We start from the raw sequence: 22690 nt of genomic DNA, 5'->3' as shown, positions 1-22690 counted from the left end.
GTTAAAAGCCTGTCAATCACTAACTTGTGTTAGCGATTGACAGGCTTTTACTTTTGACAATTTTTTTAAATTAAATATGATATTTCAATCAAACCGGCCAACTGTACCAAGTTTATCAAGTGCTTTCATCATTGTTTTTGTTATCTGTTCAGGTTTTTCTGGGGTTTCTGACATTAACCATATTTCCAATATCTGCCAAAGTCCGCCAATAGAATAGGCTAGTACGTAATTAATTTCTGTTGGTGTACCAGTAATATGCCAAGGTGCGTGAAACTTTTGATATATCTGAGACGCGTGATTATTCCATTTATGAAAGATAATATAAAATAAATCTTGCTGAATTAATACCCTTGCATAATTATGGTGCTGTGCCCAAAACTCAAAAAATAATTGCACAATGTCATCGAATTTCATCATCTGACCGCTCACTTGATCTAATGCTTCAATATATTCGTGAATGAGTTCATCAGCATAAACCTCCAACAATTCTTGTTTATCTTTGAAAGTACGATAAAATGTTCTGCGCGATAACCCAGCTGCTTCAGCTATTTCGGTCACAGATATATCCTGAAAATATTTGTCTTGCATTAACTCAAACAAAGCTTTCAGCAACCATTCTTTTGACTGTAAAACTAACTTTTGATGTCCATCCATATTCTACTTATCCCTCCGCCTCACTTTTTCATTTTTGTGCCACTTCCGCTATTATTCTGGTATTTATCAACTCTAAACTTTATACTCAATGATGGAAGTGTCGCACGTGAGACACTTTTAGTCTAACAAAAGTAAGGAAAATTGCAAATGAAAAAATTTAAATTTATTTTACCCATTCTATTGATTGCCAATATACTTTGTATGATGGACGTATCAATCATGACCATTGTCATTCCAGAGATACAAAGCGCTTTTAACGAGAGCCTTTCAGATCTTTCTTGGACAGTTAACGTTTACACAATTGTCTTTGCTGCACTCATTATTCCTTTTGGTCGACTCGCTGAACAGCTTGGACGAAATCGGCTCGTTTTTATTGGTCTAATGACATTCGGTTTAGGTTCTCTCATAACTGGTCTGTCACCCAATTTAACTGTCATGCTAATTGCGCGTGGTATACAAAGTATTGGTGCTGCAATTATTATACCTACCAGTATGGTTATTGGTCTTGAACAAGGTGGCGACCAAAATCGAAACAAAGTGATTGCTGCGTTGGCTGGTGCACAAGGTCTCGCTGTAGCTGTTGGTCCAACTGTTGGTGGCTTTATTTCCCAGTATGGCAATTGGCGATGGGTGTTTTATATCAATATCCCATTCATTTTGATATTGTTACTCGTCTACCCATTTGTTTTGAATATCAAACACGAATCTCGACGTATTGTGAAAATCGACTGGATTGGTACTGTTCTTAGCTGTGTTTCTTTGACAACTTTATCATTGGGATTGATTAAGGGTAATGACTGGGGTTGGTCTTCTATTACTACCCTAGCAGCCCTCACTATTGCTATAACAGCATTTGTACTATTCTTATTACAAGAAAACCACACTGCATTTCCAATGATTAATTTGAAATTATTTAAGCGTAATGACTTTAAGGCAGCCAGTTTAGCATTACTATTAAGCAATTACTTTATGGGTGGCATGGTTATTCTAATACCAACAATGTTAACAAAAGTTCAGGGTGAATCTGAACTGCATGCTGCATTATTAATTACACCCTATTCGATTGCCGTCATGATAACCGTTATTCTCACGTCAATGATCGTTAAAAAAATAAGTAATCAATTATTAATTGGTAGTGGTTTTATCATCATTGCTGTTAGTTACTATCTCATGTCGCATTTAAACTTACAAAATAATTATAATACACTCATCACGGCTGCTATTTTACTAGGCATCGGCTATGGATTAGTTGCCGCAACGGCAAATATTCTAGTTGCTGCCGATTTCCATGGTAGTCAGCTAACTGATGCTAATAGTGTGGCTAATATTTTACGACAAGTTGGCTTAATTATAGCTATTGCGCTATTTACATCTGTTCTCACCAACAATATGAAAACGGCAAAACAATCAACGTTAACATACGCACACGAAGAAATCAATAAAACTCATTTAGCTACCCCACTAAAGCACAAGTTTACTAAAAAAATTAATGATAAATTAGATACCAACAGTTCAAGTACAACCGATACTAATCAAACCATCAACCTGAACACTAATCCCTCAAAAATAGAAAGTGTCGCATTGCAGTCTGTTTACCAAAAGCAATTACGCCACGTTGCCAACCAATCACACCTCACTGTTGCGCAACTCCCTACACCTCTAAAAGAAAATATTAAAAATAATGTCACCAAAGTTGCGCTTCCTAAAATCAGACAACAAGAACAAATTAATGAAAAAACGGTTCAACAAACCATTACTAGCATTAAAGGGCACTTAAAAACACAGTCTAGGCAAGCTTTTATGTCTGTCTACCAAACAATGAGTATCATTCCAGTATTCTCATTACTACTATTACTTCTCCTTAAGAAACATAAAAAAATTTCAGATTGATTAAATAAAGGCACCATTAAAGTTTATTCACTTTAATGGTGCCTTTATTTAAACTTCAAATCGCATTATTAATCAACTCAACTAAATTTCGTGGGTTTTCCGTACCCAATACTAAACGACTATATTTATCATCCTTCAATTGTATCACAATAGGCGTACTGGATTGCTTAACATTAAAAAATGTTATTTCACTATCTTTATGAAATGATCCCGCCCAATATCCTGGCATAGCTGTCCCCGGCATTTTCAGTCCCTTCCTGTCGTTTAAAATACCAGTATCTATTGATGCCCCAACTACATGGTCAAGTGGCACAATTATTTCATCTTTTACTGCTGCTAATTTTGTAACCCCTTGCGGCACAACAATTAATTGACCATCTTGAATTTCAACTTTATTTTCCATGATTATCTTCTCCTTCAAAAATACCACTATGTGCTAACAATTGATGCCCTAACTCTGATGCTATATCTTCATGGGAATTTGTCTCATACCAATCTTTTACAATCTTTCTGACTGCCTCACTTCTTGAGGTTAATTCCAACATGGCAACCAATAAGAGCTGCCAAACGATGTCGTCATCAGCATGTTGTTGTAAACTATTCTCTAATGACGAAATAAACATGCCTTGTTTACTACCAAATGCACTGTACAAACTACCACGTAACAAGCCGGTTGCTTGAACTAAATCATCTAATGATGTCCCTTCATAGCCATGCATAATGAATACTTGTACCATCTTATCGATAATGTCATTTTGATTAAAATTTCTTTTTCTTCCCATAAATAAATTATATCATTTATTGACTAATCAGTCAAAAATATATTTGATGACGCAAAAAAATAATTATCTCTTGATTTTTCATTTCAAAACGCTGTATACTATAGATAGTTTAGAATCATTATAAACTAAGAAAGAGGAAAGTTATGACAACTAATTTTATTGATACAGAGGTAACAGATTTTAAAGTGAATGCTTATCACGCAGGTGAACTCACAGAAGTGACCAAGCAAGATACATTAGGTAAGTGGGGTGTCTATTTCTTCTACCCTGCTGATTTTTCATTCGTATGTCCAACAGAACTCGGTGATTTAGCAGATCACTACGCTGCCTTCACTAATATTAACGCTGAAATTTACTCTGTATCAGAAGACAGTGAATTTGTACACAAAGCTTGGGCTGAAGCAACAGATACAATTGCTAAAGTTAAGTACCCTATGCTAGCCGATCCTGCTGGTAAACTAGCACGCTTCTTCAATGTTTTAGATGAAGATGCTGGATTGGCTTACCGTGCAGTATTTATTGTTGATCCCGAAGGTAAAATTCAGTCATACACAATCAATAATATGGGTATTGGTCGTAATGCTGAAGAAATTCTACGTACCTTAGAAGCTGCACAGTTCGTGGCCGAACATGGCGATCGCGTTTGCCCTGCTAACTGGCATCCAGGTGAAGACACAATTGCACCAAGCCTTGACTTAGTTGGTAAATTATAATTAAGGAGCCATGATGACAGAACCCCACATTTATGACACAATCATCATTGGTGGTGGTCCAGCTGGATTATCAGCAGGCATTTACGCTGGTCGTGCAACAATGGATACACTGATCATTGAAGGCGACCAAATTGGCGGCCAAGTAACAACAACCTCAACCGTCGCTAACTACCCCGCTGTCGAAACGATAGACGGTACAACGCTTGTTAATAAGATGAAACAACAGGCCACAGATTTTGGCGTCAAATTCACTTTTGATACCGTCGTTGATTATAATTTTGATACCAAAGATATTAAAACGGTAACTGGTAAAACAACGACGTACCATGCACGTAGCATCATTATTGCTACCGGTGCCAAACCACATGAAATCGGATTCAAAGGTGAACAGGATTTTCGTGGTCGTGGTGTTGCCTACTGTTCAACGTGTGATGGTGAACTTTTCAGTGGTTTAGAAGTCTTTGTCATTGGTGGCGGCTATGCTGCTGCTGAAGAAGCTGATTATCTCACACGTTTTGCACGTCATGTTACAGTAGTCATGCGTTCTGATGACTTCACCTGCCCACCATTAACCGCTGACCGCGCACGTTTAAATCCAAATATTACTATCTGGCCAAATAGCGAAGTAAAATCAGTTACTGGACAAAATTATCTGACCGATGCTACTTTTATTAATAATAAAACACATGAAGAAACAAGCTATCATGTGACTAAAGATGATAATACGTTTGGTATGTTTATCTATGTTGGTACTGATCCACAAACTGAATTATTCAAAAACACCATCATACTAGATGATGACCAATATATTATCACAGACCAGCAAGGGCAAACCAATATTCCAGGTGTGTTCGCAGCTGGAGATGTGATCTCTAAACCATTACGTCAAATTGTAACTGCCGCTGCCGATGGTGCTAGTGCTGCAACAAGCGCTGAAATTTACGTTTCTGCGCAAAAGCATCGCCTACATGTACCTATTACCCGGTCAACAGCTACTAAAAAAACCGAATCAAAACCAACATCTGGTCCTTCAAGCACAATATCTGACCATGATACCCAGCTACCAATGCATAAAGGTCAATGGTTTACCAATGAATTGGTACAACAACTACAACCAATTTTTGGCAAACTGAATCATGATATTATTTTGCATCAATTGACTGACGCTTCGGAAAAAAGTCATGAATTGTCTTCATTTTTAACAGAATTTAGCCAATTGAGTCCGCACATGACACTGCAAATAGAAGCTGCTACAGATGAAATGTTAGACAAATGGCATGTGACACACCTCCCTAATTTCAGCTTAGTGTCGGCTGACGGCCAACCAACTGGTATTAAATTTAGTGGTATTCCCACAGGTCATGAATTGAATTCATTGGTACTAGCTGTTTATAATATGGCTGGTCCAGGACAGACAATTGATACACAACTTATTGAACGTATTAAGCATTTGCCAAAAACACAAATTGAAATTGGTATATCATTGACTTGCCATTTCTGTCCAGACGTTGTGGCTGCTTGCCAGCACATTGCTGCAATTAACCCCAACGTGTCAGCAGAAATGATTGATTTACAACTGTTCCCAGAGTTACGTGAAGCCCATCATATTATGAGTGTACCAGCTATGCTAATTAATCAAAATGAAAATGTTATTTTTGGTAGTCAATCTTTGGAAGAAATTGTTACTGCTATTGAAACTGCCGGTTGATTAATCCGTAATCGTGTGATTATGAGATATTTCCAAAAGGCGGATGTTGATTAACTTATTGTTAGTCAACATCCGCCTTTCAGTTTTTTATTTTATACTTGGTCAATAAATTTTAAGACGATCTGATTAAATTCATTGGCCCCTTCAATATGTGGCATATGTCCAACGTCTGCAATCACATAACTTTCCCCGTACTGTGTTAACTCTGCTGATAACTGCGCATGTTCAGCGGACCATAATGGTGACTTATCACCCGCAACAAAAAGATGCGGTACATACTCTCGTCTGACAACATCACGCCAATCTTGGACTATGCTATCTATGAGTAATGGTTCATTGTAAACAAAATCAAACGGTCGGTAGTTTTTACCAATTTGACGTTTAATATCAATAGGAATATCAACCTGAATTAATTTCGTTTGTGGTAATTGCTTTGCTACTGTGACAAGCGTACTGATATCAGCATCGAGCAATCCAAATGGCCAATTGCTATCACGTAACATTTTTGGCACCTGATCTTCGGTAATCACCGCACGTAGATTGTCATCCCCATACAACGAAATATAAGCCCAAATTGTACTAGCTCCCATAGAATGCCCCAACAAAATTGGTTGATTTAAATGCAAAAAACTTATTAATTCGGCTAAATCTTGCCCGTGCCGTGAAATACGCATACCATACGCAACCGAGGCACTCTCACCATGATTTCGCCGATCGTAAGTAATGACTTGCATACCAGCTGAAACAAGTGCCTTAATTTGTGATGACCAAGTTGCCTGATTACCTGAGTAACCTGCAATCAACACTATTGGTTGCCCTTCACCATAAATATGATAATCCAATGCAACACCGTCATTTGTTTTAAATTTTGCCATTTTAACCCACTACTATCTTAAACAAGCCAGCACAATCGTGCTGGCTTGTTTATTTTATATTATTATTACATATGAATTGGCAAGCCATCGACTAATTCTGCCGTATCCATAATTGCTTCTCCTAAAGTAGGATGTGGATGAATTGTTAGTGAAATATCAGTTGTCGTTAACCCATTTTCAATTGCCAACGACAATTCGGAAATCAAATCAGAAGCACTTGGTCCGACAATTTGAGCACCTAACAAAGCACGCGTACTTTTGTCACTAATTAGTCGAATAAAACCAACCGTATCATTCATTGAAATGGCACGACCATTAGCCGCAAACGGGAACTTTGCTATGTTCACATCTAAATTAGCGGATTTTGCCGTTTCAGGTGTTTCACCTGTCGTTGCTAGTTCAAAATGCGTATAGGCAACAGCCGGTAGTGAATAATGCAAATCACGGGCTTGTTTATCACCAGAAATCGCTGCTGCTGCAATTTTCCCTTGAAAACTAGCCTTATGAGCTAATTGCGGTCCAGCAGTAATATCACCTACAGCGTAGATATGTGGCACACTAGTTTGCATATTATTGGCAATCTCAATTAACCCATGATCTGTTAATTTTACATCAGTATTATTCAAACCAAGATTATCCGTATTAGCATGTCGACCAACAGCAACTAAGAGATAATCACCAGTAACTGTTTGTGATTCACCAGCCACTTCGTAAGTTAACGTCACACTATCATCTGTTTGCACTGCGGATTTAGCGGTAGCAGAAGTAATTATCTCACCACCCTGTTTCTTAAAATCATCCAAAACAGGTTTTGTCATTTCTTTATCAAAGCCATTAAGTGTGTGATCCAATCCTTCAACAATGGTAACTTGAGTACCAAGATTGGCATATACCCCACCTAATTCAGAACCAATAACACCGCCACCAACAATAATTAATTTTTTAGGGATTTCTTGCAGTGACAGGGCACCAGTTGAGTCAATAATGCGACCATTAAATACGAAACCAGGAATTTCTATCGGCCGAGATCCTGTGGCAATAATCGCATTATTGAATTGGAATAATTCATGCCCATCTTCTTGGACAACATTAATTGTTTCATTATCATTAAAAGTTGCTTCCCCTTTGATAATTTCAACTTGATGCTTCTTAAGCAACATTTCAACACCTGAAGTTAACGCATGGACAACCGTATTCTGTTTCCAGTCTTGTGTCTTAGACCAATCCAATGATGTCTCTGTCGTCTTTAATCCAAATGGCGTATCAGAAATTGCTTCACGATAATGATGACCGACATTAATTAATGCTTTTGATGGTATGCACCCAATATTTAAGCAAACACCACCAATATTATCACGTTCAACCAAGGTCACTTTTTGGCCTAATTCTGCTGCACGAATAGCAGCTACATAGCCACCAGGTCCAGATCCAATGATTACTGTATCAATATCTCGTGCTTGTGCACCAACAACCATAATTAAACCTCCATCAACATATATGCTGGGTCAGCCAGCAACTGCTTTAAGTAATTCAGTGCTGTTTGTCCTAACATGCCATCAATCAAACGATGATCATAGCTTAGCGATAACTTCATATTTTGACCTACCGCAATTTCACCATTGTCATCGACGATAGGTTCTTTTACAATAGAACCTAGTCCTAAAATAGCCGCTTCATTCGTATTAATAATTGGTGTAAACCAAATACCACGTGCCGAACCTAAGTTAGAAATTGTAATGGTACCACCTTGCATCTGTTTTGGAGAAATCGAACCATCTCGTACTGCCTCAGCTAATGTCACAACCTCTTTGGCAATTGTTATAATAGATTTTTGATCAGCATACTTAATTACTGGTACATACAAACCTGCTGGCGAATCCACAGCGATACCCATGTTCACATCTTCATGATAAACAATTTCGTGGCTTTCCATGTCAACACTGGCATTTAACTCTGGGAATTTCTTAGCAGTTGCTGCTAATGCTTTAATGGCATAAGCTAGATAAGTCAATCGAATACCATCTTCTTTGGCCTGTGCCTTAAAGGTATTGCGATGTGCTACTAATTTGCTAACTTCAACTGTATCAAAGTTTGTAACTGCAGGAACAGTCGTATTTTGTGTTCCCATTGCTTTAGCAATAGCGCGACGAGTTGGGGTCATTGGTTGACGACCTTCACGTACTGTTTCCGGTATTTCCACAGCAATTTTAGTTTCTTCAGACGCGACTTCTGGTGCAATACTTACTGGTGCTACAGACTCCGCATGATTAAACGTTTCAACATCGGAAAGCGTGACGTGACCATGGCGCCCTGTTGCTGGTACCTGAGTTAAGTCAATTCCTTTCTCAAAGGCTAAGTGACGTACCGAAGGCATCGCTAGCACGTGCCCATTAGCAGTTTTGACACTTTCAGTTGCCACTGGTTGTGTTTTTTCACTTGTTTGTGATGTCTGGGTATCTTCTACTGGCACAGTTTCAGGTGATACAGACACTGTATCAGAGCTGACATTTTCAGCAGTTTCCGCCGCATCACTACCATCCCCATCAAATTCAATCAATGGATCGCCTACCGTGACCGTCGTACCAGGTTCAACAAATAACTTGGTTACTGTTCCCGCATAAGGTGATAAGATCTCTTGAATCAATTTATCATTTTGAACTTCAGCGACAGAATCATCCATTGCAACTTGATCACCAACTTTGACTAACCATGACGTGATATCGCCTTCAGCCATACCTTCGCCTATATCAGGCATTTTAAAAATTTCAGTCATAATTAACAACCTCCAATGCTTTGGCCACAATGTCATCAGCTTTAATCATCCAATCATTTTCTGCTTGTCCAAAAGGATATACAGAATCTGGTGCTGCAACACGACCAATTGGTGCTTTCAAACTTAGTATAAAGCGTTCTGAGATTTCAGCCATCACATTTGCCCCAATACCTGCCATTCGTTGTGCCTCTTGGACAACAACAACACGACCAGTCTTTTGAATGGTTTGACCAATAGCTTCAATATCCAATGGTGATACTGTCCGTAAATCAAGAACCTCAGCTTCAATATCTTGTTTGGCTAGTTCATCAGCGGCTTTGACAGCTACCGGCACACCGCCACCGTAAGAAATGATTGATAAATCTTTACCTTCCCGTACAATTACGGCTGTATCTAGAGGCGTTGTATAATATCCTTCAGGAACTTCTCCCTTAACTGAACGATACAAATGCAAATTCTCCAAGAATACCACAGGATCATTGGATTCAATTGAGCTGAGTAATAGTCCTTTCGCATCAGCTGGATTAGCGGGCATCACAACACGAATCCCTGGTACTTGGGCTACAATGCCTTCAAGATTGTCAGCATGCATTTCAGGCGTCTTAGTACCACCACCATAAGGAGAACGTACCACGATTGGGAAGTTACGTGTGTTGTTAAAACGAAAACGATTACGTGCCATTTGCCCAGCAATTGAATCCATCACTTCAAATAGGAAACCAAAAAACTGAATTTCCATAATTGGACGATAGTTTTGTGTTGTCAAACCAATAGCTAACCCACCAATACCTGATTCAGCTAAAGGTGTATTGAACACCCTATCTTCACCATGTTTTGCTTGTAACCCATCAGTTGCACGGAATACACCACCGTTCTCACCGACATCTTCACCAAAAATAAGAACATCTTTGTCTTTTTCTAATGCCAAGTCCATCGCTTCACGGATGGCATCAATATAGCTCTTCACAGCCATGTTATTTTCCCTCGCTTTCAAACTTAGCAATTTGTTCTTTCATTGCATACCCAGGTACTTCAAGCGTATTCTTAATGAAATTAGAAATTTTCTGTTTATCAACTTTATCGGCAATTTTGATTTGCTCATCAATTAACGTATTGACTTCAGAAATGTAGGTATTTTCTTTATCTTCATCCCAAATACTTTTTTCTGTCATAAACTGACGCATACGAATGAGTGGTTCTTTCTTCCACCATGCATCAATATCCTCTTGCTTACGATAACGCAATGGGTCATCACCAGCTGTTGAATGTGCTTCTAAACGGTTAGTTAAGGTTTCAATCAGCACCGGTCCGTTCCCACTAATTGCCCAAGCACGTGCTTCTTTAGCGACAAGATAAACCGCAAGAGGATCATTACCATCTACCACAACGCTAGGTACCCCAGCTGCCCAACCTTTTGCAGCTAAATGTGGCGCTGCCGTTTGTAACGCTCTCGGTGTTGAGATAGCATAGCCATTATTTTGTACAAAAAATACAGCATTAGCTTTATAGGCACCAGCAAAATTGATTGCCTCGTAAAAGTCACCTTGCGAACTACCACCCTCACCAGTATAAGCATAAGCAACAGCATCCTTTTGCCGTTTCTTTAGTCCCAAAGCAATACCGGTAGCTTCAACATATTGTGCACCAATAATAATTTGTGGCATCCAAGAATTAACAGGTTCACCTTCTTCGGTTGTAAATTCATTTCCTAAGGCGTGACCTCTTGACCATAAGATAGCTTTCCAAATCGGCCACCCTTTGGCAACGATCTGAGGAATATCACGGTACCCAGGCATTAACCAATCATCATGATTGAAAGCATAAGATGATGCCATTTGTGATGCTTCTTGCCCTGCTGTTGGTGCAAAGAATCCAAATCGCCCTTGTTTGGCTAGTTTTGTGGATCGAATATTTAATTGACGACTTAATAGCATACGTTTCATAATATTGATCAAATCATCATCTGACAAATTGGCTCTCTTCAATGCCTCCTCATCAACAATATCTCCATTATTGTTTAAAATACTTAGAACCGGAAACATATCATTTTGTGCTTTTAATTGCTTGGTAAAATCGAGAATTGTTTCATTATTTACAGTTATATCAGCCATTAGTTTTTACCTCATCCTTCTGGAAAAATGTTTCTAATAATTCGCTCGTCGTAATGCTACCAAAATATTGACCATCTTTATTATCTTCTAGAACTCTAGTAATCACCTCACGTTTAAACGGTATACCAATTAGATCGGATTTCATTTCACGCCAATCACGCACACCAAGAAAATCACCTGTGAAATTAATATCCGTGATGAACCCATTATCCACATCAATTTGAACATTAATGCTACCGCCATTATACTTAGCGTGATTGTTGTACATGAAATTGGGACTTTTACCATAATTCCAAGCCCACTGTGAGAACTTTTCATCGCGTAGTTTTAAAATGTCTGCTTTTTGCTCATGCGTTAATTCAAATTCGCCATCTCGCCCTTCATCAGTTAAGTAATACATTAATTTGTTAATAAATTCATCAATCGTTAAATTTTCCGGTGCGTAGTCCTTAATATTACCAACACGAGCACGCACTGACTTAGCCGCTTTTGAAATAAATTTCTCATCAGCAACATTTAAAGAACGGACCATCGCATCAACATCAATATCCCAAAGCAAGGTGCCATGATGCATGAGATAACCACCTGCATAACGTTGGGCATTTCCAGACACTTTTTTTCCGTCAATTTCTAAATCATTTCGGCCAGAGATTTCAACATTTATTCCAACAGACTTCAAAGCATCGGCCATTGGTTGAACGAATTGATGAAAGTCAACAGTTGCGCTGCTAGCCACTGGAACAAAGAATGTAAAGCAAATATTACCTAAATCGTGGTAAACAGCTCCCCCACCTGACACACGACGAACAACTTGAACATCATGTGAATCTATATAATCCGAATTCACCTCTGCAAATGTATTTTGATTTTCACCAATAATGACAGCACGTTTGTTTTGCCACAACGAAAAGACAGGTTTTTCTGGTTTTAAATTTTTTAACAACCAGGCATCCATAGCGATATTCGTATAGGCATCCTGGTTAAAATACTTAATATATTGCATACTGTTCTCCTTCTGCAAGCGCTTACATTACACTATTAATTATACGCTTGTTTTCTGAAAATAACAGCCTCTCATATATACTTCAAATGTAATTAATAACAGTATAAATTGATTTTAGTTTATTGTAATAAAAAACTGAAGTCGAAATATTCAACTTCAGTTTAAAATACTTATTTTGTTGTTTTTCCTTGGTATTGATTGTAGCCACCACGTAAAATAAAAATTTTATTTTTATCATATCCCTGTTTTTTGAGGGACTTGCTAGCACGAGTGACCTCTTTTAAACGGTCATCATACAAAAAAATGTCACGATCTTTACGCAAACCAGATTTTCCTTGAGTGAAATTAACTGATGGAATACTTCTAGCACCCATAATGTGTGACCGCTTGTATGCTGATAATTCACGGACATCAACAATTTGGCCGTTTTCTTCAGTTATGCGTTTCGCAAACTCATCTGCTTTAACCAAATTACCTGTTTTTTTGGCAGTTAAAAAAATCCACAACCAACTACCAGCAGCAAACAAAATCCACAATACAATAACTAATATCACACTAACCAATAAATTCATACAATACCTCTTCTAATAAATTGAACTCTTATATTATAACAAAAAAAACGCTTGATTTGCGCTTTTAAAATATATCTTTAATTTGTTGTAAAGCATCAGTACTCATGACCTTCTCAGCATGCTCATATAATACATCACTTTGAATCGTGCTTTCTTTAGCAAACTCTATTGCTAAAGCTTTCTGTATTGCTACTACATCTGAAGTAACTCCAGCTGGAAATTTCAACGTAAGATAGAAAACATTGTCATAGCGATATAAATTTGATAAAATTTCACTGTCTGAAATGACATGCGCTATAGAAATAGCTGACTCAAATTCTGGTAGTTCCAAAGTGATAATAGTAGCCGCAACAGATGAATTTGCCGCTTGAACATTCTCTGCTACTTTTTTATTCTCATCCGAATTTTTTAATTCTGTACGTCGTTCTTCAGATAATTCATCAACTTTATCAGACTTATTTTTGGCATAAGCCATCAAATTATTGATGACATCGCCGACTTCATTATCATCGTCCAGTTTAGAAATAAAGAGTTCTAAGCCATTCCGATTGGGCAAAATTTGAAAAGTGATTTGATCATCTTCTTCGAAGTCATGCTCAGTATCAACTTCCGAAAGAATATTGTAGAAAAAAGATTCGATTCTATCGTGATTTTCTAACAATTCCATTACCGAAACACCACGCTCTTTAAGATCAGCATTTTCAATCATAACACGAATTGTATTGTCATTAATGCGTTCCATTTCCATAATATAACCCCACCTTTCTTTCACATTACAAAATAAGTATATGTAAGTGATATAGAAAACTTGAATTCTTTTAATTTTCCTCGATCACCAAATTTTTTGTTTGTTCCTGAAAATCTGATCTCATAGTAGCTAAAACTAATTCACGTTGGCGAACCTCTCGAGGCAAAAATTGTCGAATATCATCGTCATTATAACCAACTTGAATTCGACTATCATCCATCATAATTGGTCGCTTTAATAAAGATGGATGTTGTACTACTAAATCAATAAATTCATTAGTAGAAACAGTATTAAAATCTAAATTCAACTGTGAAAAAGCTTTTGATCTTTTTGATATTATTTCTTCTGTACCATCTTCCGTAAGACGCAGTATTGCCTTTACTTCATCAGCACTTAATTTATCTTTTTTTACATTACGTTCTACATATGCAATGTTGTGACTTTCTAACCACTGTCGAGCTTTGCGACAAGAAGTGCAACTTGGTGATAAAAACAATGTAACAACCATACTCGCGCTACCCTCCTTAAACTAGAAACTGAATACTCCAATTATAACAAATTTCTAGGGAAAAGTATATAAAGCTCATAGTACAGCAAAAAAGAATGTTATTCAAAACATTCTAAATTAAACCTATGTACGGCACCGCATCTTCCTATCCTCGCAGCCAGCGATCCGGCAACTACTTTCGGCGTGATAGAGCTTAACTTCTGTGTTCGGGATGGGAACAGGTGTGTCCTCTATGCTATCAATACGACACCTTTGAGTTATTCACTCAAAACTAAATAGTATCAAATTCTTCCTTTAATTAAACCACTCATAATTGCTTTGTGTCTACATTCCTGTAAACTAGACTTTGGTTAAGTCCTCGACCGATTAGTACTAGTCCGCTTCATACATCACTGTACGTCCACTTCTAGCCTATCTACCTCATCATCTCTAAGGGGTCTTACTCTATAAATAGATGGGAAATCTCATCTCGAGGCGAGTTTCACACTTAGATGCTTTCAGCGTTTATCTCATCCAAACATAGCTACCCAGCAATGCTCCTGGCGGAACAACTGGTACACCAGCGGTTTGTTCACCCCGGTCCTCTCGTACTAAGGGCAACTCCTCTCAAATTTCCTGCGCCCGCGACGGATAGGGACCGAACTGTCTCACGACGTTCTGAACCCAGCTCGCGTACCGCTTTAATGGGCGAACAGCCCAACCCTTGGGACCGACTACAGCCCCAGGATGCGATGAGCCGACATCGAGGTGCCAAACCTCCCCGTCGATGTGGACTCTTGGGGGAGATGAGCCTGTTATCCCCAGGGTAGCTTTTATCCGTTGAGCGATGGCCCTTCCATGCGGAACCACCGGATCACTAAGTCCTACTTTCGTACCTGCTCGAGTTGTAGCTCTCACAGTCAAGCTTGCTTATGCCTTTACACGCTACGAATGATTTCCAACCATTCTGAGCAAACCTTTGAGCGCCTCCGTTACCTTTTAGGAGGCGACCGCCCCAGTCAAACTGCCCGCCAGACACTGTCCACGATCACGTTAAGTGACCAGTGTTAGAATGTTCATACAACGAGGGTAGTATCCCACCGTTCGACTCCAACTAGACTGGCGTCCAATTTTCTACGTCTCCTACCTATTCTGTACAAGCAGCACAAACATTCAATATCAAGCTACAGTAAAGCTCCATGGGGTCTTTCCGTCCTGTCGTGGGTAACCCGCATCTTCACGGGTATTTAAATTTCACCGAGTCCCTCGTTGAGACAGTGCCCAGATCGTTACGCCTTTCGTGCGGGTCGGAACTTACCCGACAAGGAATTTCGCTACCTTAGGACCGTTATAGTTACGGCCGCCGTTTACTGGGGCTTCAATTCGTACCTTCGCCGAAGCTAAGCACTCCTTTTAACCTTCCAGCACCGGGCAGGCGTCAGCCCCTATACTTCATCTTACGATTTTGCAGAAACCTGTGTTTTTGATAAACAGTCGCCTGGGCCTATTCACTGCGGCTCATGTTTTACCATGAGCACCCCTTCTCCCGAAGTTACGGGGTCATTTTGCCGAGTTCCTTAACGAGGGTTCTCTCGCTCACCTTAGTGTTCTCCACTCGACTACCTGTGTCGGTTTGCGGTACGGGCAGTGTAATACTTCCTAGAAGCTTTTCTCGGCAGTGTGACATCTCAGACTTCTCTACTTTATTTCGATCCGCATCACAGCTTGTTCTTGTAGATAAAAGCATTTCACTCTTATCAAAACTTACTGCTTGCACGTACATATCCATCAGTACGCTTCTGATAGCCTCCTGCGTCCCTCCATCGGTCAAACGCATTACTACTGGTACAGGAATCTCAACCTGTTATCCATCGACTACGCTTCTCAGCCTCGCCTTAGGTCCCGACTAACCCTGGGAGGACGAGCCTTCCCCAGGAAACCTTAGTCATTCGGTGGACAGGATTCTCACCTGTCTTTCGCTACTCATACCGGCATTCTCACTTGTAAGCGCTCCAGTAGTCCTTACAGTCTACCTTCATTGCCCTTACAACGCTCTCCTATCGCGTGCTTACGCACACCCGCAGTTTCGGTAATATGTTTAGCCCCGGTACATTTTCCGCGCAATGGCACTCGACTAGTGAGCTATTACGCACTCTTTAAATGTTGGCTGCTTCTAAGCCAACATCCTAGTTGTCTATGCACTATCACATCGTTTTCCACTTAACATATATTTAGGGACCTTAACTGGCGATCTGGGCTGTTCCCCTTTCGACGGTGGATCTTATCACTCATCGTCTGACTCCCATTCATACATATCTGGCATTCGGAGTTTATCAAACTTTGGTAACCCGAGATGGGCCCTAGGCTTAACAGTGCTCTACCTCCAGTATGCTTATAATGAGGCTAGCCCTAAAGCTATTTCGGAGAGAACCAGCTATCTCCAAGTTCGTTTGGAATTTCACCGCTACCCACAGTTCATCCGAGCATTTTTTAACATGCACCGGTTCGGACCTCCAGTAAGTTTTACCTCACCTTCATCCTGACCATGGGTAGGTCACCTGGTTTCGGGTCTACAACATCGTACTATTCGCGCTATTCACACTCGCTTTCGCTACGGCTCCGGTCTTTTCTCCTTAACCTTGCACGATATCGTAACTCGCCGGTTCATTCTACAAAAGGCACGCCATCACCCATTAACGGGCTCTGACTTCTTGTAGGCGTCGTGGTTTCAGGAACTATTTCACTCCCCTTCCGGGGTGCTTTTCACCTTTCCCTCACGGTACTGGTTCACTATCGGTCACTAGGGAGTATTTAGCCTTACGGGATGGTCCCCGCAGATTCCGACCGGATTTCACGTGTCCGGCCGTACTCAGGATCCTGAAAAGAGTGTGCTTTATTTCGCTTACGGGGCTATCACCCTCTATAGCCAAGCTTCCCAACTTGTTCTGCTATAAAACACTTTTGTAACTCTTATATATCAGTCCTACAACCCCAGAATGCAAGCACTCTGGTTTGGGCTCTTCCCCGTTCGCTCGCCGCTACTTAGGGAATCGATTTTTCTTTCTGCTCCTGCTGCTAATGAGATGTTTCAGTTCACAGCGTATTCCGTCTCATATCCTATATATTCAGATATGGACAACTCTTTGCGAGTTGGGTTTCCCCATTCGGAAATCTCTGGGTCATAGCGTACTTACCGCTCACCAAAGCTTATCGTAGTTAGTTACGTCCTTCATCGGCTCCTAGTGCCAAGGCATCCACCACGCGCCCTTATTAACTTAACCTATACAACCGAAGTTGTGGTTCAAGTTTATGAGTTGGTCGTTTTTCAGACCTGCGATTAAACCGTTCTTTTTAAAGAACTTTTTTGTGTTGTTTCTCGGTTCAATTTATAATTAAAAATTATTAAAAGAATTTGTTACTATTCAGTTTTCAATGTACAACCACGACAACTGCTGCCAGTTGCCTATGGAGAATAGCGGGATCGAACCGCTGACCCCCTGCTTGCAAAGCAGGTGCTCTCCCAGCTGAGCTAATTCCCCATAGGTTCATCTTTGACCATGATACCTATAACAGTACCACACTCAAAACTAAACAAAACTTTGAACGTTACGAACTTGACACTGAAGTCACTGTCGTTTTCCGATTATCCTTAGAAAGGAGGTGATCCAGCCGCAGGTTCTCCTACGGCTACCTTGTTACGACTTCACCCCAGTCATCTGTCCTGCCTTAGACGGTTCCCTCCTTACGGTTAGGCCACCGGCTTTGGGCATTACAAACTTCCATGGTGTGACGGGCGGTGTGTACAAGACCCGGGAACGTATTCACCGCGGCGTGCTGATCCGCGATTACTAGCGATTCCGACTTCGTGCAGTCGAGTTGCAGACTGCAGTCCGAACTGAGACGTACTTTAAGAGATTAGCTCACCTTCGCAGGTTGGCAACTCGTTGTATACGCCATTGTAGCACGTGTGTAGCCCAGGTCATAAGGGGCATGATGATCTGACGTCGTCCCCGCCTTCCTCCGGTTTGTCACCGGCAGTCTCGCTAGAGTGCCCATCTGAATGCTGGCAACTAACAATAAGGGTTGCGCTCGTTGCGGGACTTAACCCAACATCTCACGACACGAGCTGACGACGACCATGCACCACCTGTCACTTTGTCTCCGAAGAGAACACTTCTATTTCTAAAAGCTTCAAAGGATGTCAAGACCTGGTAAGGTTCTTCGCGTTGCTTCGAATTAAACCACATGCTCCACCGCTTGTGCGGGTCCCCGTCAATTCCTTTGAGTTTCAACCTTGCGGTCGTACTCCCCAGGCGGAACACTTAATGCGTTAGCTTCGGCACTAAGAGGCGGAAACCTCCTAACACCTAGTGTTCATCGTTTACGGTGTGGACTACCAGGGTATCTAATCCTGTTTGCTACCCACACTTTCGAGCCTCAACGTCAGTTACAGTCCAGTAAGCCGCCTTCGCCGCTGGTGTTCTTCCATATATCTACGCATTCCACCGCTACACATGGAGTTCCACTTACCTCTACTGCACTCAAGTTAACCAGTTTCCAATGCCTTTCCGGAGTTGAGCTCCGGGCTTTCACATCAGACTTAACCAACCGTCTGCGCTCGCTTTACGCCCAATAAATCCGGATAACGCTCGGGACATACGTATTACCGCGGCTGCTGGCACGTATTTAGCCGTCCCTTTCTGGTATGGTACCGTCAGGCTAAGGTCATTCCCTACCTTAACTTTTCTTCCCATACAACAGTGCTTTACGACCCGAAAGCCTTCATCACACACGCGGCGTTGCTCCATCAGGCTTTCGCCCATTGTGGAAGATTCCCTACTGCAGCCTCCCGTAGGAGTTTGGGCCGTGTCTCAGTCCCAATGTGGCCGATCAGTCTCTCAACTCGGCTATGCATCATTGTCTTGGTAGGCCTTTACCCCACCAACTAACTAATGCACCGCGGATCCATCTCTAGGTGACGCCGTAGCGCCTTTTAACCTGGTATCATGCGATACTAAGTTTTATTCGGTATTAGCATCTGTTTCCAAATGTTATCCCCAGCCTTGAGGCAGGTTGTCCACGTGTTACTCACCCGTTCGCCACTCACTTGAAAGGTGCAAGCACCTTTCGCTGTGCGTTCGACTTGCATGTATTAGGCACGCCGCCAGCGTTCATCCTGAGCCAGGATCAAACTCTCAATTTAGAAAATTTGAAGATTGCTCTTCGATTAAACTGACTATATTTCGCTATATCTCTATAACGTAATCCGTTTATTGTTTGTTACGAATTGACTTCGCAAATTTGTTTCGTTATTACTTCTAATAACAACAACAGATTCGTTTGTTCAAAGTTTTGTTCAGTTTTCAATGTGCTACTTGTTGTCGCTGTGACAACTATATTATCATACCACGCTCGGTTTCGTTTGTCAACACCTTTGTTTTGAGAAGTTTCCTCCTCGCTACGCTCGCTCTGACGCCCTGCACCGCTTTCGCTATTTGACAACTATACTATCTTACTGCGTCTTGTTTCACTTGTCAACACTTTTGTTAATTTATTCTTCAAAACTGACAAAAGACGTTGTTTGTACTGTTTCTAGTAGCTGGTGCAACTGATTTGCAGGTACAAATTTCAGATTAGAATCTAGCGATTTTTCAATTTTTAACATATTATCAACTTCAAAAGCATAAAGAGACATTAATACGCCACCGTTGTTCACACTAGTTAATTCCCCTAAACGCCATTGATTAAGATCAACGGGCCCAAGTGTTTTCAGACCTCTTAATACGGTACCCAATGATGTATCATGATTATGTCGATGCATTTTAGCTGTAAAAAAGTGATACCCGTGTTCATCTTCTTCAACTAAAAAGTAAGGCAAATTTTCTTTCAAAGCAATGGCTGTTGCAGCAATAAGTGACATGTTCTCTCCTTTATTTGCTAATACGTTCTAATGCTTCTTCTACCCATTTGGATTGGTTATCCTTAATAGGTGTAAAGCCGTAGTGTAAGTGACTATTAGTCCAAAAACGCTTATGTAAATTAACACTCTTCATTCTTGTCTGATTAGTGACCATATTTTCTTGACGCAGTGATAAACTAATTTTTTGCGTGTACTGTTCAATATCTAACACAACTACTTCCACTTTTTTACCAATACGTAACTCGTCTTTTAAATCACGGACAATGCCAGATTTACATTCTGAAATATGTATTAACCCTTGTGTGTGATCATCTAAGGCAACAAAAGCCCCATACAATTGAATACCTGTAACATATCCCGTTACTTTTTGACCTATATGATACGTCATAATTAATTCCTCAATATTATTATAACAAAAAAGCAGACCATTAGTCTGCAATTTCAATCGTATTAACTTTAACATCTTCGCGTGGCTTATCATTCATATCTACACTTACTTGTGCAATTTTATCAACGATATCCATTCCTTCAATAACTTGACCAAACACAGCATGCTTACCATTTAACCAAGGCGTCTCTTCTGCTTGAACGATGAAAAATTGCGAACCATTAGTATTTGGACCGGCATTTGCCATTGACAAGGCACCTTTAATATTTAGTAGTTTATCTGAAAACTCATCTTTGAAGCTGCCACCCCAAATACTTTCACCACCCATACCGTTACCGTTGGGATCACCACCTTGAATCATAAAATCACGAATCACACGATGAAAAATACCGTTGTCATAATAACCATTTTTAGCATGAGTTGTAAAGTTTTCGACTGTTTTAGGTACTATATCTGCAAATAGTTTAATTTTAATGTCACCTTGACTTGTTTTAAACGTGGCCACTGGACCATTGTAATTTGCTGCATCTTTTTGTGGGTAATCCATTATTATTGTTAGTCTCCTGAAATTTATAAAGACACGACATAAGTTGTTTAATACCTGACCGTGTCTGCTAATACTATTTGATTTTATGGATAATTATACTTGATCTTCGAAATCTGGATCAATAATAACATCACCATTTTCTATTTCTTCTAAAGCTCGGCCGACTGACTTATTTGATTCAAATGTTTCTTGCGTTGCAGGCATACCCGCATCTAATTCTCGAGCACGTTTGGCTCCTAGAGCAATTAATTTGTAACGTGAATCAACTTTTTCTAATAACTTATCAACTGATGGATAAAGTAACATGGCTATTCTCCTAAAATGTTTTTTCAAAAACGCGCGTAACACGCAAACGTTCTGATTTGATAATTGATTTAATACGATCAACTGCGTTAGTAACTTGGTCATTTTCAACAGCATAATCATAATTAATCATTTGTTTCAGTTCATCACGTGCAGCTGCAACACGTTTTTCGATAACTTCTTGTGAGTCAGTACCACGACCTACTAGACGTTCTCGTAAATTTGTTAAATCTGGTGGTGTCAAAAATATGTAAATACCTTCTGGCATTTTTGACTTTACTTGCAAAGCTCCTTGTACATCAATTTCAAGAAAGACATCTCTGCCACTTGAAAGTGTATCATCTATAAAACTTTTAGGTGTCCCATAGTAATTGTTGACATACTGTGCATATTCTAACATATCACCATTCGCTATTTTACTTTCAAATTCATCATGAGAAACAAAAAAATAGTCTTCGCCATCAACTTCACCAGTTCTTGGTTGGCGGGTTGTTGCCGAGATAGAATATTGAAAATCAATGCCATCTTCTTCAAAAATAGCCTTGCGCACTGTCCCTTTTCCAACTCCGGAAGGGCCAGATAATACAATTAGTAAACCACGCTGCGTCATCATTTATCCTCTTTATGTACTAATGATAGTATTATACACATTTTTGCCATGATATACAATGCTATCTCAATTTTATCTTTTGATTGAATATTTGTTCGTACACATAAATATAAGTCACATCAATGAATATCCCTAATATATTAGGATTTTAAATATAAAAAATACTCAAGAAAAGGTTAAGCCATTATAAAAAATTTGATTTTTTGAACATTTGTTCGTATGATAATAATTAACGAATGATACGAGGAGTCATATGCTCATGATGCAAAACTATCTTATACAGCAACCACTTGAATCACCAATTCATCGTGCTATAAACAGTTTAAAAGACTTTTTGAAACCTAAAAAGCACGTCCCATTAAAGCCACAACTTATGGCTAATGAACTAATTACCCGCCTAGAATTTGCACTAAATTCTGAAAACCCAGCCACCATCCAGATTAATAATTCATTGCTAAGTGAAGATGTTACAAACTATTTTGGCTATGTTTACCAAAATATCCAAGGACAAATACTGATTCAGTCACCACTAACACATCAAATGGTAACAATTTTACCTGGAACAATTCGCCATATCTCATTCAATTAATAATACCGACCTCATTT

General features: G+C 39.8%; 21 protein-coding genes, 1 tRNA gene and 3 rRNA genes. 4 read left to right on the top strand and 21 right to left on the bottom strand.

Annotation, left to right across the window (positions count from 1 at the left end; translation table 11 throughout):
- Positions 1-84 precede the first annotated feature (84 nt).
- Complete coding sequence (locus FGL89_RS06965; RefSeq protein ID WP_014974690.1) at positions 85-654, bottom strand: TetR/AcrR family transcriptional regulator; 570 nt, start codon at positions 652-654, stop codon at positions 85-87.
- Positions 655-801: 147 nt separating this feature from the next.
- Between FGL89_RS06965 and FGL89_RS06960 the strand changes: the two genes are divergently transcribed.
- Complete coding sequence (locus tag FGL89_RS06960) at positions 802-2544, top strand: MFS transporter (RefSeq protein WP_014974691.1); 1743 nt, start codon at positions 802-804, stop codon at positions 2542-2544.
- 55 nt (positions 2545-2599) lie between these two features.
- On the opposite strand, the gene FGL89_RS06955 is transcribed toward FGL89_RS06960, so the two are convergent.
- Together FGL89_RS06955 and FGL89_RS06950 are read right to left on the bottom strand one after the other, a co-directional pair.
- On the bottom strand, positions 2600-2947 hold the full coding sequence (locus FGL89_RS06955; RefSeq protein WP_014974692.1) for a hypothetical protein: 348 nt from the start codon (positions 2945-2947) through the stop codon (positions 2600-2602).
- The gene (locus tag FGL89_RS06950; protein WP_014974693.1) at positions 2937-3326 is read right to left on the bottom strand and encodes a TetR/AcrR family transcriptional regulator; all 390 of its coding nucleotides are present in this window, start codon (positions 3324-3326) and stop codon (positions 2937-2939) included. Before FGL89_RS06950 ends, FGL89_RS06955 begins: the two co-directional genes overlap by 11 nt.
- 143 nt (positions 3327-3469) lie before the next feature.
- Here FGL89_RS06950 and FGL89_RS06945 point away from each other — a divergent pair, with 143 nt between their 5' ends.
- A complete protein-coding gene (locus tag FGL89_RS06945; RefSeq protein WP_014974694.1) occupies positions 3470-4039 on the top strand; it encodes a redoxin domain-containing protein in 570 nt (189 codons plus the stop codon).
- Between the two features lie 13 nt (positions 4040-4052).
- Positions 4053-5747, top strand: a complete 1695-nt coding sequence (locus tag FGL89_RS06940; protein ID WP_014974695.1) for an FAD-dependent oxidoreductase — start codon at positions 4053-4055, stop codon at positions 5745-5747.
- Positions 5748-5839: 92 nt separating this feature from the next.
- Here FGL89_RS06940 and FGL89_RS06935 read toward each other — a convergent pair whose 3' ends face one another.
- From FGL89_RS06935 to gmk, 18 genes are all read right to left on the bottom strand, one after another.
- Positions 5840-6622 carry an alpha/beta fold hydrolase gene (locus tag FGL89_RS06935; protein WP_014974696.1) on the bottom strand — a complete coding sequence of 261 codons (783 nt, stop codon included), beginning with the start codon at positions 6620-6622 and terminating at the stop codon, positions 5840-5842.
- A gap of 65 nt (positions 6623-6687) precedes the next feature.
- On the bottom strand, positions 6688-8097 hold the full coding sequence (lpdA, locus tag FGL89_RS06930) for a dihydrolipoyl dehydrogenase (RefSeq protein ID WP_014974697.1): 1410 nt from the start codon (positions 8095-8097) through the stop codon (positions 6688-6690).
- Between the two features lie 2 nt (positions 8098-8099).
- On the bottom strand, positions 8100-9395 hold the full coding sequence (locus FGL89_RS06925; RefSeq protein ID WP_014974698.1) for a dihydrolipoamide acetyltransferase family protein: 1296 nt from the start codon (positions 9393-9395) through the stop codon (positions 8100-8102).
- Positions 9388-10368, bottom strand: coding sequence for an alpha-ketoacid dehydrogenase subunit beta (locus FGL89_RS06920; protein ID WP_014974699.1), 981 nt, complete (start codon positions 10366-10368; stop codon positions 9388-9390). The genes FGL89_RS06925 and FGL89_RS06920 overlap by 8 nt, the downstream gene beginning before the upstream one ends.
- A 1-nt stretch (position 10369) precedes the next feature.
- On the bottom strand, positions 10370-11506 hold the full coding sequence (locus FGL89_RS06915) for a thiamine pyrophosphate-dependent dehydrogenase E1 component subunit alpha (RefSeq protein WP_014974700.1): 1137 nt from the start codon (positions 11504-11506) through the stop codon (positions 10370-10372).
- On the bottom strand, positions 11499-12509 hold the full coding sequence (locus tag FGL89_RS06910) for a lipoate--protein ligase (RefSeq protein WP_014974701.1): 1011 nt from the start codon (positions 12507-12509) through the stop codon (positions 11499-11501). The genes FGL89_RS06915 and FGL89_RS06910 overlap by 8 nt, the downstream gene beginning before the upstream one ends.
- Before the next feature lie 170 nt (positions 12510-12679).
- Positions 12680-13081 (bottom strand): rhodanese-like domain-containing protein, encoded by a 402-nt coding sequence (locus tag FGL89_RS06905; protein ID WP_014974702.1) that lies wholly within the window; start codon positions 13079-13081, stop codon positions 12680-12682.
- 64 nt (positions 13082-13145) lie between these two features.
- Positions 13146-13829, bottom strand: coding sequence for an adaptor protein MecA (locus FGL89_RS06900; protein ID WP_014974703.1), 684 nt, complete (start codon positions 13827-13829; stop codon positions 13146-13148).
- A 70-nt stretch (positions 13830-13899) separates the two neighbouring features.
- Positions 13900-14337 (bottom strand): transcriptional regulator Spx, encoded by a 438-nt coding sequence (spx, locus tag FGL89_RS06895; RefSeq protein ID WP_014974704.1) that lies wholly within the window; start codon positions 14335-14337, stop codon positions 13900-13902.
- A 132-nt stretch (positions 14338-14469) separates the two neighbouring features.
- Positions 14470-14586, bottom strand: a 5S ribosomal RNA gene (rrf, locus tag FGL89_RS06890).
- Positions 14587-14683: 97 nt separating this feature from the next.
- Positions 14684-17597, bottom strand: a 23S ribosomal RNA gene (locus FGL89_RS06885).
- 185 nt (positions 17598-17782) lie between these two features.
- A tRNA-Ala gene (locus tag FGL89_RS06880) sits at positions 17783-17855 on the bottom strand.
- A 114-nt stretch (positions 17856-17969) separates the two neighbouring features.
- A 16S ribosomal RNA gene (locus FGL89_RS06875) occupies positions 17970-19519 on the bottom strand.
- The 16S, 23S and 5S rRNA genes sit together here with 1 tRNA gene alongside, the layout of an rRNA operon.
- A 348-nt stretch (positions 19520-19867) precedes the next feature.
- Positions 19868-20236: a hypothetical protein gene (locus tag FGL89_RS06870; protein ID WP_014974705.1), complete on the bottom strand. Its 369-nt coding sequence runs from the start codon at positions 20234-20236 to the stop codon at positions 19868-19870.
- Between the two features lie 10 nt (positions 20237-20246).
- Positions 20247-20624, bottom strand: coding sequence for a CvfD/Ygs/GSP13 family RNA-binding post-transcriptional regulator (locus FGL89_RS06865; RefSeq protein ID WP_014974706.1), 378 nt, complete (start codon positions 20622-20624; stop codon positions 20247-20249).
- 40 nt (positions 20625-20664) lie between these two features.
- Positions 20665-21174 (bottom strand): peptidylprolyl isomerase, encoded by a 510-nt coding sequence (locus tag FGL89_RS06860; RefSeq protein WP_041773161.1) that lies wholly within the window; start codon positions 21172-21174, stop codon positions 20665-20667.
- A 90-nt stretch (positions 21175-21264) separates the two neighbouring features.
- A complete protein-coding gene (rpoZ, locus tag FGL89_RS06855; RefSeq protein WP_014974708.1) occupies positions 21265-21477 on the bottom strand; it encodes a DNA-directed RNA polymerase subunit omega in 213 nt (70 codons plus the stop codon).
- 10 nt (positions 21478-21487) lie between these two features.
- The gene (gene gmk, locus FGL89_RS06850) at positions 21488-22084 is read right to left on the bottom strand and encodes a guanylate kinase (RefSeq protein WP_014974709.1); all 597 of its coding nucleotides are present in this window, start codon (positions 22082-22084) and stop codon (positions 21488-21490) included.
- A 262-nt stretch (positions 22085-22346) separates the two neighbouring features.
- Between gmk and FGL89_RS06845 the strand changes: the two genes are divergently transcribed.
- Positions 22347-22673 (top strand): hypothetical protein, encoded by a 327-nt coding sequence (locus FGL89_RS06845; protein ID WP_041773227.1) that lies wholly within the window; start codon positions 22347-22349, stop codon positions 22671-22673.
- The last annotated feature ends 17 nt before the right edge of the window (positions 22674-22690 follow it).

The sequence above is a fragment of the Leuconostoc carnosum genome (genome assembly GCF_007954525.1).
Classification (GTDB): Bacteria; Bacillota; Bacilli; order Lactobacillales; family Lactobacillaceae; genus Leuconostoc; species Leuconostoc carnosum.
The sequence above is the reverse complement of the archived record's forward strand: the minus strand, read 5'-3'. Positions and strand labels throughout refer to the sequence as shown.

Coding starts and splice junctions, on each gene's coding strand:
- FGL89_RS06920 (WP_014974699.1), bottom strand. CDS start 10,368: ATGGCTGTGAAGAGCTATATTGATGCCATCCGTGAAGCGATGGACTTG.
- FGL89_RS06870 (WP_014974705.1), bottom strand. CDS start 20,236: ATGTCACTTATTGCTGCAACAGCCATTGCTTTGAAAGAAAATTTGCCT.
- FGL89_RS06905 (WP_014974702.1), bottom strand. CDS start 13,081: ATGAATTTATTGGTTAGTGTGATATTAGTTATTGTATTGTGGATTTTG.
- FGL89_RS06900 (WP_014974703.1), bottom strand. CDS start 13,829: ATGGAAATGGAACGCATTAATGACAATACAATTCGTGTTATGATTGAA.
- rpoZ (WP_014974708.1), bottom strand. CDS start 21,477: ATGTTACTTTATCCATCAGTTGATAAGTTATTAGAAAAAGTTGATTCA.
- FGL89_RS06950 (WP_014974693.1), bottom strand. CDS start 3,326: ATGGGAAGAAAAAGAAATTTTAATCAAAATGACATTATCGATAAGATG.
- spx (WP_014974704.1), bottom strand. CDS start 14,337: ATGGTTGTTACATTGTTTTTATCACCAAGTTGCACTTCTTGTCGCAAA.
- FGL89_RS06945 (WP_014974694.1), top strand. CDS start 3,470: ATGACAACTAATTTTATTGATACAGAGGTAACAGATTTTAAAGTGAAT.
- FGL89_RS06965 (WP_014974690.1), bottom strand. CDS start 654: ATGGATGGACATCAAAAGTTAGTTTTACAGTCAAAAGAATGGTTGCTG.
- FGL89_RS06865 (WP_014974706.1), bottom strand. CDS start 20,624: ATGACGTATCATATAGGTCAAAAAGTAACGGGATATGTTACAGGTATT.
- FGL89_RS06935 (WP_014974696.1), bottom strand. CDS start 6,622: ATGGCAAAATTTAAAACAAATGACGGTGTTGCATTGGATTATCATATT.
- FGL89_RS06940 (WP_014974695.1), top strand. CDS start 4,053: ATGACAGAACCCCACATTTATGACACAATCATCATTGGTGGTGGTCCA.
- lpdA (WP_014974697.1), bottom strand. CDS start 8,097: ATGGTTGTTGGTGCACAAGCACGAGATATTGATACAGTAATCATTGGA.
- gmk (WP_014974709.1), bottom strand. CDS start 22,084: ATGACGCAGCGTGGTTTACTAATTGTATTATCTGGCCCTTCCGGAGTT.
- FGL89_RS06960 (WP_014974691.1), top strand. CDS start 802: ATGAAAAAATTTAAATTTATTTTACCCATTCTATTGATTGCCAATATA.
- FGL89_RS06925 (WP_014974698.1), bottom strand. CDS start 9,395: ATGACTGAAATTTTTAAAATGCCTGATATAGGCGAAGGTATGGCTGAA.
- FGL89_RS06845 (WP_041773227.1), top strand. CDS start 22,347: ATGCAAAACTATCTTATACAGCAACCACTTGAATCACCAATTCATCGT.
- FGL89_RS06955 (WP_014974692.1), bottom strand. CDS start 2,947: ATGGAAAATAAAGTTGAAATTCAAGATGGTCAATTAATTGTTGTGCCG.
- FGL89_RS06910 (WP_014974701.1), bottom strand. CDS start 12,509: ATGCAATATATTAAGTATTTTAACCAGGATGCCTATACGAATATCGCT.
- FGL89_RS06915 (WP_014974700.1), bottom strand. CDS start 11,506: ATGGCTGATATAACTGTAAATAATGAAACAATTCTCGATTTTACCAAG.